This is a genomic window from Pseudomonas sp. NFACC14, from assembly GCF_900106885.1.
GTDB classification, from domain to species: Bacteria; Pseudomonadota; Gammaproteobacteria; order Pseudomonadales; family Pseudomonadaceae; genus Aquipseudomonas; species Aquipseudomonas fluorescens_AA.
Genome location: NZ_FNOA01000014.1, coordinates 20,132 through 32,944, shown reverse-complemented (window position 1 = coordinate 32,944; position 12,813 = coordinate 20,132). Strand labels below are relative to the sequence as shown.

Sequence of the window (12,813 nt, the reverse complement as noted above, 5' to 3'; positions counted from 1 at the left end):
AAGTGCTGCCCCGCTCGACTGAATATTGTGAACAGGCGCCGAATGTGGTCGCAGCCATCAGGCAGTGTGCAGAGCCGTTTATGAAGACCTTCGCCTAGGGCGCAAGAGTCAGCAGGCTCAAGAACGCAAAAGCCGCGCAATGCGCGGCTTTTCATATGGTGGGCCCACACGGACTCGAACCGTGGACCAAAGGATTATGAGTCCTCTGCTCTAACCAACTGAGCTATAGGCCCTCAGTAGGCCGCGGATTATAGCGACGGTTTCTCGGCTGTGCTATCCGAAAAATCCGATACGCTCACACGAAGAAACGTTGCGGCAAACTCGTCGGCGCACAGGGGCAGGCTGACGATGTAGCCCTGGATCTGTTCGCAACCTTCTTCGGCCAGGAATTGCTGTTGGGCCAGGGTTTCGACGCCCTCGGCGATGATGCTGAACTGCATGCTGCGGCCCAGGGCGATGATTGCCCGCACGATGGCCACGTCGTGTGGGTCGTCGGGCAGGCCACGGACGAAGGATTGGTCGATCTTGAGGATGTCCAGTGGCAGGCGCTTGAGGTAGCTCAGGGAGGAATAGCCCGTGCCAAAATCGTCGATTGCCAGTTGTACGCCGAGGTTCTTCAACTGGTGCAGCACCGTCAGGGCCTCTTCGGCCTGGCTCATGATGAAGTTCTCGGTAATTTCCAGTTGCAATAAACCGGGCCGGAGCTGGTGTTCGCGCAGCAGTTGTTCGATGCGCCCCAGCAGGTTGGGCTGGCGCAGTTGGGCGCCGGCCAGGTTGACCGACAGGGGGCCGAGGCTTTCGTAGGTGCTGTTCCATTCGCACAGTTGCCGGCAGGCGCGATCCAGTACCCAGTCGCCAATTTGCAGGATCATGCCGTTTTCTTCCGCCAACGGGATGAAGTGTTCGGGGGGGACGTCGCCAAATGTCGGGTGATACCAGCGAATCAGCGCCTCGGCGCCCACCAGGCGATTGTCGGCGAGGCTGATTTTCGGTTGGAAGGAAAGTGACAACTCGTTGCGTTCAATCGCTCGCCGCAGTTCGTGTTCCAGGGCCACGCGCTCGCTGGCCTGGGCGGTGAGGTCGCGGGTATAGCTTTCCACCCGGTTACGCCCCTTGGCCTTGGAGCGGTACATCGCCGCGTCGGCATTCTTGACCAGCGTGGCGACGTCGCAGCCATCCTGGGGGTAGAGGCTGGTGCCGATACTGGCGCTGATGAAGAACTCATGCTCGCCGGCCTGGAACGGTGCGGTAAAGCAGTTCAACAGCTTCTGGGCGATATGCTCGGCATCGCTGGGCTGTTGCAGGCCCGGCAGCAGGATAATGAACTCGTCGCCGCCCAGGCGCGCCACGGTGTCGATGTCGCGCAGCTGCTCGCGCAAGCGCACGGCAATGCCCTTGAGCAGCAGGTCGCCGACCGGGTGCCCGAGGCTGTCATTGATGTGCTTGAAGCGGTCCAGGTCCAGAAACAGCACGGCACCCTGGCCGCCGTTTTCCTGCTGGCCGTTGAGAGCCGCCAGCAGGCGGCTTTCGAACAGCGTGCGATTGGGCAGGCCCGTCAGCGGGTCGTGGTGAGCCTGGTAATCGAGCCGGGCCTGGGCGTGCTTGAGGCTGGAGATATCGGCGAAGACCGCGACGAAATGAGTGATCTGTCGGTCGCGGTTGCGCACCGCGCTGATGGTCAGCCAACTGGGATACAGTTCGCCGTTCTTGCGCCGGTTGGATATCTCTCCCTGCCAGTGTCCCTCGGCCGTCAACTGGTGCCACATCGCCGCGTAAAACGCGCTGTCATGCAGGCCGGAAGCCAACAACCGAGGCGTATGGCCCAAGGCCTCGGTTTCGCTGTAGCCGGTGATCTCGGTGAAGGCCCGGTTCACGGCGCTGATGTGCTGTTGCGTATCGGTGATCAGCACGCCTTCGGCAGTGCTTTCGAAAACGGTGGCGGCCTGTTGCAGTTTTTCCTGCATCAGGTGGCGTTCGGTGATATCCCGGGCGATGGTCAGCATGCAGTCTTCGTTGCCGATGGGCAGTGGGCGACTGGACACTTCGCAGAGTCGTATCTGCCCGTCGTTGCGACGGATATGGCAGCTGAAATCCCTGACGAAGCCGTCCCGTTTCAGCAGGTCGAGCATCTGCTTGCGCTCGTTGAGATTGACCCAGATACCCAGGTCCAGCGTGGAGCGGTCTACCGACAGGGCGCTGTTGAAACCGGTAATGCGGCTGAACCCCTCGTTGACCTCAATCAGCAAGCCGTCGCTTTGCCGTGATAGCAGCAGGCCGTCGGGCGAGGCGTGGAACGCTTTGGCGAACTTCTCTTCGGATGTCTGCAATTGCTGCTGGGTTTCCTTGAGCTGGCTGATGTCCCGCACCACCACGACCAGGGCTGGCGTCGTGTCGAGGTCGAAGGGTTCAGCGGAGATCAGCCCGGTGAATACCTGGCCGTTGCTGCGGCGAAAGGGCATTTCCAGGTTGCGAATGCTGCCGGCCTGCAAGCGCTGCAACAGGCTCGGCCCCACGCCTTGGATGCCCCAGATATTCAGTTCGGTTGCGTTGTGCCCCACCACTTCTGCGGCACTCAGGCCGATCTGCTCTTCGAACGCCTTGTTGACCTCCAGCAGGCAACCGTCCAACAGCCGTGCAATCACCAGGATGTCCGGGCACTGGCGGAACACCGAGGCAAATTTCTGCTCCGAAAGGCGCAGCGCTTCCTCGGTGCGCTTGGCTTCGCTGATATCGATCATCAATCCACGTATCAGCGGCTCGTGCCCGTGTTCGATCAGGCTGACAATGTCACGTACCCACAGGCAGCGACCATCGGCTGTGATAACCCGGTAATCGATGCAGTGATCGCGACCCGCCAGCAGTTCATTGTCGCAGTAGGTCTGGGCGCGGATCAGGTCGGCCGGATGAATGATGGTGCGCCAGAAGCCTGGGACCAGCCAATGGGAGAGGGGATAACCCAGCAGGTCTTCGGCATGAGGCGACACGTAGCTGTAAGTGAAATCGCTGACCCTTGCCTCCCAGGCAATGGCCGACAGGCTCTCCACCAGCCCACGGTAATGGTATTCGCTGCTGCGCAGCTCCTGCTCGAGCTCGACGCGGCGAGCGATTTCCGAGCTGAGCCGGCGATTGATGCGAATCACCACTGCCAGTATGCCGACCAGGATCAGTAGCGTAGGCAGGCCGTAAAACAGTAAGTCTGACCAGATCTGGCGATAGTCGTGCATATTGCCGATCCACTTCTGCTGGATCTCGGCGACTTCGGCAGGGTTCATATCCGCCAGGACTTTGTCCAGGATGCCCACCAATACCTTGTTGTCCCGAGGGACGGCCATTGCCAGTTGATAGCGATAAGGCGTTTCCCCGCTGACATAAAGACCTTCGAGCTTGAGTTGGCGCAGGCTCCAGACACTGGAAGCCAGATCGCCCACCACCGCGTCCACTTCATCGGTTGCCAATGCTTGCAGGGCTGAACTGACGTTGGGCAGCGCCACCAGGTTCAGGTCGGGGTGATGGTTGCGCAGCAATTCATGAGGCGCGTAGTTCTCCACCACGGCGATTTTCAGCCCATACAGCTCCTTGAGGCTATGGGGTTGGGCGCCACCCTGATGGGCCAGGATGACAATGGGGAAATCCAGGTAGGGACGGGTAAATGCCAGGTAATTCTGGCGCTCCGGAGTGGACATGATGCCAGGCAACAGGTCGATCTTGCCCTGTACGACCTGCTCCAGCACGGCAGTCCAGCTGGCCGGCTCGATGGGCGTGAGCCTGACGGCCAGCCGTTCACGGATGATCTCGATGTAGTCGGCGGCCAGCCCCTGATAGTGACCTTGATCGTCGCGAAACTCAAACGGCGGCCATGAGGCGTCGACACCCAGGCGCAGGTCGGGGTGGTCCTTGAGCCAGCGGAGCTCCTCATCGGTGAGCGTCAACGCGCCAGCTGTTGCGGTCCAGGTGATCAATGACAGCAAAAGCGCGGCCGTCAGTCTGGGCATCACTGTCTCGTCATGGCTTGGGGAGGATGTTTCGAGTGTAGACGGGCAACAGGGGGTGGGGAGCGTAACGAAGGGGATTTTATCGGCATATGACAAAACCCCCGGCAGGGCCGGGGGTTTTGAAGGTCACTCGTCGAGGAAGGAGCGCAGATGCTCGCTTCGCGTCGGGTGGCGCAGTTTGCGCAACGCCTTGGCTTCGATCTGGCGAATCCGCTCACGGGTTACATCGAACTGCTTACCGACTTCCTCAAGGGTGTGGTCGGTATTCATGTCGATGCCGAAGCGCATGCGCAGTACCTTGGCTTCACGGGCAGTGAGGCCGGAGAGTACTTCGCGAGTCGCCTCCTTGAGACTCTCGACAGTGGCGACATCGATCGGAGACTGCATGGTGGAGTCTTCGATGAAGTCCCCCAGATGGGAGTCTTCGTCATCGCCGATCGGGGTTTCCATGGAGATCGGCTCTTTGGCGATCTTCAATACCTTGCGGATCTTGTCCTCAGGCATTTCCATGCGTTCGCCCAACTCTTCCGGCGTCGGTTCGCGACCCATTTCCTGCAGCATCTGCCGGGAAATGCGGTTGAGCTTGTTGATCGTCTCGATCATGTGCACCGGGATACGGATGGTGCGGGCCTGGTCGGCGATCGAGCGAGTGATCGCCTGACGGATCCACCAGGTGGCATAAGTCGAGAACTTGTAGCCGCGACGATATTCGAACTTGTCCACCGCCTTCATCAGGCCGATGTTGCCTTCCTGGATCAGGTCGAGGAACTGCAGGCCGCGGTTGGTGTACTTCTTGGCGATGGAGATCACCAGACGCAAGTTCGCTTCGACCATCTCTTTTTTCGCGCGACGGGCCTTGGCCTCGCCGATCGACATGCGACGGTTGATGTCCTTGATCTCGGCGATGCTCAGGCCAGTCTCGGCCTCCAGCGCACTGAGCTTCTGCTGGCAACGAATGATGTCCGGCTGCAGGCGGGCAATGGCTTCAGCGTATTTGCTCTTGCCCTTGGCCAGTGCATCGGTCCAGCTTTCGTCGACTTCGTTGCCCGGGAACTGGCGCAGGAAATCAGCGCGTGGCATGCGGGCATCACGCACGCAAAGCTGCATGATCGCGCGCTCTTGCTGACGCAAGCGATCCAGGGCACTGCGAACACGCTCGACCAGGCCTTCGAATTGCTTCGGCACCAGTTTGATCGGCATGAACAACTCGGCCAGCGCCAACAGCTCGGCAATCGCCTGCTTATTGTTGCGGCCGTGCTTCTTCAGCGCCTTGCGGGTGATTTCCATCTGGTCGGCCACGGCGCCGAAACGCTGTGCGGCGATGACCGGATCCGGACCGCTTTCGGCTTCTTCCTCGTCGTCGCTCGCTTCGGCGTCGTCGTCATCGGTGTCATCGTCGGCCTTGACGGCTTTCGCATCGATCGGCGGCGGCACTTCGGCGGCAGGCGGCGCAATGCCGTCGTCCGGGTCGATATAGCCGCTCAGGACGTCGGACAGGCGGCCACCTTCGGTGGTGACGCGGGTGTACTCGGAGAGAATATGGTCAACCGTGCCAGGGAAGTGCGCGATTGCGCCCATCACTTCACGGATGCCTTCTTCAATACGCTTGGCGATTTCGATTTCGCCTTCACGTGTGAGGAGCTCTACCGTACCCATTTCACGCATGTACATGCGCACGGGGTCCGTGGTGCGACCAATGTCGGTCTCGACCGCTGCCAACGCTGCGGCCGCTTCTTCAGCGGCCGCCTCGTCGGTATCGGCGTCGGCCAGCATAAGGGCATCCTTATCTGGAGCAACCTCGAATACGTTGATCCCCATGTCATTGATCATGCGGATGATGTCTTCCACCTGTTCCGGATCTGAAATATCCTCCGGCAGGTGGTCGTTGACCTCCGCGTAAGTCAGGTAGCCCTGCTCACGACCCAATAGGATCAACTCTTTGATACGAGACTGCTGTTGCGCTTTTCCGGACATAACACCCTATCCACTGAAGGTCTTGGCGGGCAAAAAACAAGCCGAGGATTATACCTGAGCTGTGACCTCACGCGCCAGTTGAGGTCGGGTTTGATGCGCAAACATTGCGGCTGAGTAAGTCGCGCAATTGGTTTTTCTCTTCGCTGGTCAACTCGCTCTGGCGAGCTTTTCGCAGAAGTTGTTCCAGATTTCGCTCGCGTTGGCGGGCGGACAAGCTAGTAATGGTGTCGAAAAACTGTTGTTCAAGGTTGTCTCCATCAATCAGCCATTCCTTCTCGGCCAAGGCCTTCAAGAGGCGTCCCTGCTCGGTACCGTGCCACCGTGCGATCAACTGGAAAGAGTTTAGCTTGGGGTTCTTCTGCACGGCTTCAAGGAGAGCGACCAGCAATTGCGTATTGCTGTGGTCCTCGGCGGCGAAGTGCCCTGCGTCCTCTACTTTTTCCGCCAGTTGCGGGTGATGCAGCAAGGTGCGCAAGGCGGCCAGTGTCGGGGGTTCGACGGCGGCCGGCACGCGCGGGGCACGTGGCTGGTCGCGATCGCCGCGCTTGCCGTTCTTGTCCCAGGGTTTCTTGTCCCATTTCTTGCCGCCGCTGCCGGGTTTTTTCGGCGTCCATTCCTGCTGGGGGGCGTAATCCTGCTGGGGTTGATGATAGTCGGCGAAATCCGGCATCGCGTCGTAATCGATGCCCGGGTCATACGCCGGCGGCGCCTCCTGGGGGGCGCTGTGCACCAGTTGATTGACCGCTTCGCTATTGAGCCCGGTGATTTCGGTCAGGCGCTGACGCATGAGCGTGCGCAGATTGGCGCCGGGCACCTTGTCGATCAGCGGCGCCGCGAGGGTGGCCATGTGGGCCTTGCCTTCGAGGGAGCGTGGATCGGCTTCTTCGGTCAACTGCTGGAAAAAATAGTCGGCCAGCGGTTGTGCGTGCTGGTTGATCCGCGCGCGGAACGCGTCGGTGCCTTCGGAGCGCACCAGGGTGTCCGGGTCCTCGCCCTCGGGCAGGAACAGGAAGCGTGCCCGCCGGCCGTCCTGCAGGCACGGCAAGGTAGCCTCCAGTGCGCGCCAGGCGGCGTTGCGACCGGCCTGGTCGCCGTCGAAGCAGAACAGCACATTGGGCACGACGCGAAACAGGCGCTTCATGTGCTCTTCGCTGGTGGCTGTGCCCAGGGTCGCGACGGCGTTGCGCAGGCCTTGCTGGGCCAGGGCTATCACGTCCATGTAGCCCTCGACGACGATGATTTCGTCGAGGTTGCGGTTGTTCTTGCGCGCTTCGTACAGGCCGTAGAGTTCCTGGCCCTTATGGAATACCGGGGTTTCCGGGGAGTTCAGGTACTTCGGCTTGTCATCGCCCAGCACCCGGCCACCAAAGGCGATGATCCGCCCGCGCGTGTCGCGGATCGGAAACATGACCCTGTCGCGAAAGCGGTCGTAGCGCTTGCCGGTTTCGGCGTTTTCGATCAGCAGGCCTGCGTCGATCATGGCACGCTGCTGCAGCGTATCGCTGCTTAGATGCTTGTACAGGTTGTCCCAGCCGGGCGGGGCGAAGCCGAGGCCGAAATCCCGGGCGATTTCGCCAGTCAGGCCGCGGCCCTTGAGATAATCCACCGCGGCCTTGCGCGCCGGATGGCTCTTGAGGGCCTGGCGATAGAAATCGGCCGCCGCTGTCAGCAGTGGGTAGAGCGGTGAGTCGGTCGGTTGGCGCGGCTTGTGCGGTCGACCGCTTTCCTCGCGGGGAATTTCCATGCCGGCGGCTTTGGCCAGTTCTTCGACGGCCTGGGGGAAGTCCAGGTTGTCGTGGTCCATGAGGAAGCCGAGGGCATTGCCGCCCGCGCCGCAACCGAAGCAATAATAGAACTGCTTGTCGGGGCTGACGCTGAAAGAGGGCGTTTTCTCTTTGTGAAACGGACAGCAGGCCGTGTAGTTCTTGCCTGCTTTCTTCATTTGCAGGCGAGAGCTGACCACGTCGACGATGTCGGTGCGGTTCAGGAGGTCGTCAATAAAGCTCTGGGGAATCAGCCCGGCCATGGCGTTCTCATCATCACTGCGCGAAATATGGACCCGAAATCGGCAGGCGTAACCGGGTCTGGGTTTGAGACACGCTGAATCGGTGGCTCGACCGGGTCGTCTGCATCATCGCTGTCGGGAAGTGTATCTGCCGATAATCCACTGACGTTAATAACTATCAGTATTCGACTGTTTGAATGTGTTGCGCTGAGTCCGGTAACGGCCGGTCAGGCCACGGATAGCTCATGAAGCGGGCACGCAGGCGGGTGCCTTGGGCTGATCGTCGTTAGAGGAATCAGGGTGTGCTCGTCGGTAGCCTTGGAAGGCTCGTCAGGAAAGACGTGCACCGCTGGCAAAAGAGCCAGGTCTGACGCGGTGAAGCGGTTGTCTTGGTCGCGTCTGCGGCTTTGACGGTGAAGCATCAAGCGTTATTCCGCAAATGCCATAAGCCCGGCTTGAAGGCCGGGCTTGGCAGAAGCTTGCTACGGACGTCTGTGTATTAGTACAGGCGTACGGCGCGGCGCTGTTCGCGCTGAACTTTCTTGGCGTGACGCTTAACAGCGGCTGCTGCCTTGCGCTTACGCTCAGAAGTCGGCTTCTCGTAGAATTCGCGGCTACGAACTTCAGCCAGAACACCGGCTTTTTCGCAGGAGCGCTTGAAACGACGCAGAGCTACGTCGAAGGGTTCGTTCTCTTTTACTTTGACGGCTGGCATCCAGAGCTACCTTCATTCATTACCGGGGTCAACATCCTCGCGGCAAAAGAGCACTTGAAGACGTCGGTTTTTAAGGGTTGCGGATGTTAACCCCTCAACGCTCGGAATGCAAAGCCTCTGATCGAAAACCGCTGGTCGGGGCACAACGCGGCGACTATTATGCGCGCCTTCGAATTCAGCCTCTACAAGGCGCAAACCCATGCTAGTACTGGGATTAGAAACCTCCTGCGACGAAACCGGTGTCGCACTTTACGACAGTGAGCGCGGCCTGCTGGCCGATGCGCTGTTCAGCCAGATCGACCTGCACCGCGCCTACGGCGGGGTGGTGCCTGAACTTGCCTCCCGCGATCACGTCAAGCGCATGCTGCCCTTGATCCGCCAGGTCCTGGCCGAAGCCGGCTGCATGCCGACCGAGATCGACGGCATCGCCTACACCGCCGGCCCGGGGCTGGTGGGCGCGTTGCTGGTTGGCGCTTCCTGTGCCCAGGCGCTGGCCTTTGCCTGGGGGATTCCGGCCCTGGGTGTGCATCACATGGAAGGCCATTTATTGGCACCGATGCTGGAGTCGCAACCGCCCCAATTCCCGTTGGTCGCTTTGTTGGTATCGGGCGGCCATACACAGCTCATCCGGGTCGACGGCATCGGCCAATACGAGCTGCTTGGCGAAACCCTCGACGATGCCGCCGGTGAAGCATTCGACAAGACGGCGAAAATGATGGGGCTCAATTATCCCGGTGGGCCGGAAATTTCCCGGCTTGCAAGCCAAGGGGCCGATGGACGCTTCGTGTTCCCGCGGCCGATGTGCGACCGTCCCGGCCTGGATTTCAGTTTCAGTGGGCTGAAGACCTTCGCCCTGAACACCTGGCAGCAGTGCGTCAGCGCCGGGGACGACAGTGAGCAAGCCCGTTGCGACATCTCGCTGGCGTTCCAGCAGGCCGTGGTGGAGACTTTGACCATCAAGTGCAAGCGTGCCCTGAAGCAGGCCGGGCTCAAGCGCCTGGTGATCGCCGGGGGCGTGAGTGCGAACAAGGCCTTGCGCACATCGCTGGAGAAAATGCTCGGTGACATGAAGGGCGACGTTTACTACGCCCGGCCGGAGTTCTGCACAGATAACGGCGCGATGATTGCCTTTGCCGGCTGCCAGCGTTTACAGGCGGGCCAGCAGGAAAGCCTGGCAATCAGCGTGCAGGCGCGCTGGCCCATGGAGCAGTTGGCCCCCCTGTGAAACGGCCTTTAAAAATGCCGTTCGCGCCCGGCGAACAGGTCGCGTAGATTGCCCCGGTGGCGCCAGACGATCAGTGCGACCAGCACGGTCATTGGCAGCAAGGCCGCCGGCTCCTGCCAGGCCAGCAATGGCAGGGTCAACGGTGTGGCGATCAGCGCGGCCAGGGAGCTGGTGCGGGTCAGGTAGAACGTCAGCAGCCAGGCACAGACAGCCAGCAGGGCGGCGGGCGGATACAGGCCCAGCAGCATGCCGGCGGCGGTGGCGACGCCCTTGCCGCCACGGAAGCGGAAGTACAGAGGGAACAGGTGGCCGATGACGGCGCAAACCCCGATCCAGGCCTGTTGCTGCAACGAGAGCCCTGCAAGGCTGGCGATCAATACCGGGACAAGGCCTTTGCAGAGGTCGCCCAGCAGGGTCAGGATGGCGAGCTTGCGTCCGGCCAGGCGCAGCATGTTGGTGGCGCCGGCATTGCCTGAGCCACTCATTCGCGGATCCGGGCGACCGGTCAGGCGGCTGAGCAAAATGGCGAAGGACAGCGAGCCGAGCAGGTAGGCGAGAATCGCCAGTAACCAAAACATGCTAACTATTCCGGGCGAGGACGCCCTGATTCTAACGGGGCATCGCGCCCTTGTCGTGCTGCGGAGAAGAGTGCTTGGACAGAGTGTTTATCGAGGGCCTGGAAGTCGACACGGTAATCGGTGCCTACGACTGGGAGCGAGGTATCCGGCAGTGCCTGCGGCTTGACCTGAGCTTCGCCTGGGACAATCGCCCGGCGGCCGCGGGTGATGACCTGACCCTGGCGCTCGACTATGCCAGCGTGTCGTCGCGCATCCAGGCGTTTGCCGAGCAGGCGCAGTTCCAGTTGGTCGAGACCTTCGCCGAGCGACTGGCCCAGGAGCTGATGGATGAGTTCAAGATCACCTGGCTGCGTCTGAAAGTGACCAAGCCTGGCGCCGTACCGGCGGCCAGCGGCGTTGGCGTGGAGATCGAGCGCGGATGTCGCTGACTCAGGTTTTTCTCGGGCTCGGCAGCAATATCGAGCGCGAAACCCATTTGCGCGCCGGTCTTGAGGCCTTGGCCGGCTTCCTCGTGGACATGCGCTGTTCGGCCGTGTTCGAGAGCCAGCCAGTGGGGATCAAGAGCGGGCCGTTCTTCAATTTTGTCGTCTCGGCCTTCACGGACCTGCCGCTGATGGAGTTGGATCGTCGCCTCAAGTTCATCGAGGCGGACAACGGTCGTTATGCGCCAGACCGCAAGGGACTGCCACTGGATATCGACGTGTTGTTGTATGGCGAACAGGTCGGCAACTTCGATGGGCTGATCCTGCCGCGTGCGGAAATCCTCAAGAACGCCTTCGTCCTGTGGCCTTTGTCGTTGATCGCGCCGGATCGGATTCACCCGGGCGTGGGCAAGCGCTTTGCCACGTTGTGGGAAGAAGCGCAGATCGACCAGGTGCTGGCGCCGGTGGCTTTCGAGTGGCGCGGCCAGCAGCTTACGCCATCGAATCTGCGCTGAAGCGCCTGCCGCTATCGCGAGCAGGCTCGCTCCCACAGAGGATTTCAGTCGAACACAAGACATGTGTCCACTGAGAGTCACTGTGGGAGCGAGCTTGCTCGCGATGACGGCGGAACATCCAGCAAAAATGCAAACTGACACGACCTCCCGTCAGCTCGCCGCTTCCTTATAGGCTTTCAACGCCTTGAGCCGCTCACGCTTGATCGCCTCACCCAGCTGCGGCCCCTTGAAGCCTTTCTCCAGCAAAGGCTGCACCGCCACCGCGCGGGCCGCTGCTGCGGCGCCACGCAGATAGTCAGCCTGTGGATAACTTCGCTGCTCAAGCCCCTTGCGCCCCCGAGCGTCCATCTCGCAGGCCGCGATGAATTCCTCGAAGCGCTGGGGCCGACGGTACACATCAAAACTTTGTAGCAGCTCAAGCAGAGTAGATGCCTTCAGTTCAAGCGCGCGATGACCATGTGTGTGGTATTGGCCCACCAATAGCGCCAGTTCCTGACAGTCGCGCGGCGCCTTGAAGCGCTCGCTGACGGCTTTGATCAGCTTCAAGCCCGTGTGCTCATGAGCGATGTGTCGCGGCCATTCGTGCTGGGGCGTCAGGCCTTTACCCAAGTCATGGAGCAGGCAGGCCCAGCGGACCGTTAGCGGCTGTTGATGCCGTGCTGCCTGTTCCAGCACGCTCAGGGTATGGACACCGGTATCGATTTCCGGGTGATGGGCTTCAGGTTGTGGCACGCCGAACAGCGCGTCGACTTCGGGCATCAAGACCCTGAGGGCTGTGCAGTCGCGTAAGACCTGAATAAATACCTGTGGTTGCTTTTCCATCAGCGCGCGGGAAATTTCTTTCCAACTGCGCTCGGCCGTCAACGCCTCCAGTTCGCCGGACTCGCTGAGCTGGCGCATCAGTTCAAGGGTTTCGCCCGCCACCTTGAAACCCAGCGGCGCATAACGGGCGGCAAAGCGGGCAACCCGCAGGACTCTGAGCGGATCTTCGGCGAAAGCGGGGGAAACGTGACGCAGCACCCGGGCTTCCAAATCGCGCTGGCCGTGGTACGGATCGGTCAGGTTGCCAAGTTCATCTTCAGCCATGGCGTTGATGGTCAAGTCCCTGCGGACCAGGTCTTCTTCCAGGGTGACTTCAGGGCTGGCATGGAACACGAAGCCGCCATAGCCGCGGCCGCTCTTGCGCTCGGTGCGGGCGAGGGCGTATTCCTCGCCGGTCTTCGGGTCGAGGAATACCGGAAAGTCGGCCCCCACGGGGCGAAAACCCTTGGCGAGCATTTCCTCGGCGGTGGCTCCCACCACGACCCAATCGACGTCGGTGACGGGAATGCCCAGCAGGCGATCGCGTACGGCGCCGCCAACTTTATAGATCTGCATAAAAAACCTC

General features: G+C 61.0%; 9 protein-coding genes and 1 tRNA gene. 3 read left to right on the top strand and 7 right to left on the bottom strand.

Going from position 1 to position 12,813, the window contains the following annotated elements; all coding sequences use genetic code 11:
• Positions 1–156: 156 nt before the first annotated feature.
• The 5 genes from BLU85_RS19870 to rpsU form a co-directional block, all read right to left on the bottom strand.
• Positions 157–233: transfer RNA gene (locus tag BLU85_RS19870), tRNA-Ile, on the bottom strand.
• 15 nt (positions 234–248) lie between these two features.
• Complete coding sequence (locus tag BLU85_RS19865) at positions 249–3,992, bottom strand: bifunctional diguanylate cyclase/phosphodiesterase (protein WP_092202686.1); 3,744 nt, start codon at positions 3,990–3,992, stop codon at positions 249–251.
• Positions 3,993–4,118: 126 nt separating this feature from the next.
• Positions 4,119–5,966, bottom strand: a complete 1,848-nt coding sequence (rpoD, locus tag BLU85_RS19860; protein ID WP_060740348.1) for an RNA polymerase sigma factor RpoD — start codon at positions 5,964–5,966, stop codon at positions 4,119–4,121.
• 67 nt (positions 5,967–6,033) lie between these two features.
• Entirely contained in the window at positions 6,034–7,992 is a 1,959-nt protein-coding gene (gene dnaG / locus BLU85_RS19855; RefSeq protein ID WP_092202684.1) for a DNA primase, read from the bottom strand.
• A 478-nt stretch (positions 7,993–8,470) separates the two neighbouring features.
• Positions 8,471–8,686, bottom strand: a complete 216-nt coding sequence (rpsU, locus tag BLU85_RS19850; protein ID WP_002551877.1) for a 30S ribosomal protein S21 — start codon at positions 8,684–8,686, stop codon at positions 8,471–8,473.
• 199 nt (positions 8,687–8,885) lie between these two features.
• Between rpsU and tsaD the strand changes: the two genes are divergently transcribed.
• Positions 8,886–9,911: a tRNA (adenosine(37)-N6)-threonylcarbamoyltransferase complex transferase subunit TsaD gene (tsaD, locus tag BLU85_RS19845; protein ID WP_092202682.1), complete on the top strand. Its 1,026-nt coding sequence runs from the start codon at positions 8,886–8,888 to the stop codon at positions 9,909–9,911.
• Between the two features lie 8 nt (positions 9,912–9,919).
• On the opposite strand, the gene plsY is transcribed toward tsaD, so the two are convergent.
• Entirely contained in the window at positions 9,920–10,489 is a 570-nt protein-coding gene (gene plsY / locus BLU85_RS19840) for a glycerol-3-phosphate 1-O-acyltransferase PlsY (RefSeq protein ID WP_060740351.1), read from the bottom strand.
• A 74-nt stretch (positions 10,490–10,563) separates the two neighbouring features.
• Here plsY and folB point away from each other — a divergent pair, with 74 nt between their 5' ends.
• Entirely contained in the window at positions 10,564–10,917 is a 354-nt protein-coding gene (folB, locus tag BLU85_RS19835; protein ID WP_039590767.1) for a dihydroneopterin aldolase, read from the top strand.
• Positions 10,908–11,426 carry a 2-amino-4-hydroxy-6-hydroxymethyldihydropteridine diphosphokinase gene (gene folK, locus BLU85_RS19830; RefSeq protein WP_092202680.1) on the top strand — a complete coding sequence of 173 codons (519 nt, stop codon included), beginning with the start codon at positions 10,908–10,910 and terminating at the stop codon, positions 11,424–11,426. The genes folB and folK overlap by 10 nt, the downstream gene beginning before the upstream one ends.
• A 150-nt stretch (positions 11,427–11,576) precedes the next feature.
• Here folK and BLU85_RS19825 read toward each other — a convergent pair whose 3' ends face one another.
• Positions 11,577–12,803: a multifunctional CCA addition/repair protein gene (locus tag BLU85_RS19825; RefSeq protein WP_092202678.1), complete on the bottom strand. Its 1,227-nt coding sequence runs from the start codon at positions 12,801–12,803 to the stop codon at positions 11,577–11,579.
• Positions 12,804–12,813 lie beyond the last annotated feature (10 nt).

What these genes read in the sequence shown, in the direction of transcription:
- dnaG (WP_092202684.1), bottom strand. Translation starts at nt 7,992, where the DNA reads ATGGCCGGGCTGATTCCCCAGAGCTTTATTGACGACCTCCTGAACCGC.
- folK (WP_092202680.1), top strand. Translation starts at nt 10,908, where the DNA reads ATGTCGCTGACTCAGGTTTTTCTCGGGCTCGGCAGCAATATCGAGCGC.
- BLU85_RS19825 (WP_092202678.1), bottom strand. Translation starts at nt 12,803, where the DNA reads ATGCAGATCTATAAAGTTGGCGGCGCCGTACGCGATCGCCTGCTGGGC.
- BLU85_RS19865 (WP_092202686.1), bottom strand. Translation starts at nt 3,992, where the DNA reads ATGCCCAGACTGACGGCCGCGCTTTTGCTGTCATTGATCACCTGGACC.
- plsY (WP_060740351.1), bottom strand. Translation starts at nt 10,489, where the DNA reads ATGTTTTGGTTACTGGCGATTCTCGCCTACCTGCTCGGCTCGCTGTCC.
- rpsU (WP_002551877.1), bottom strand. Translation starts at nt 8,686, where the DNA reads ATGCCAGCCGTCAAAGTAAAAGAGAACGAACCCTTCGACGTAGCTCTG.
- tsaD (WP_092202682.1), top strand. Translation starts at nt 8,886, where the DNA reads ATGCTAGTACTGGGATTAGAAACCTCCTGCGACGAAACCGGTGTCGCA.
- rpoD (WP_060740348.1), bottom strand. Translation starts at nt 5,966, where the DNA reads ATGTCCGGAAAAGCGCAACAGCAGTCTCGTATCAAAGAGTTGATCCTA.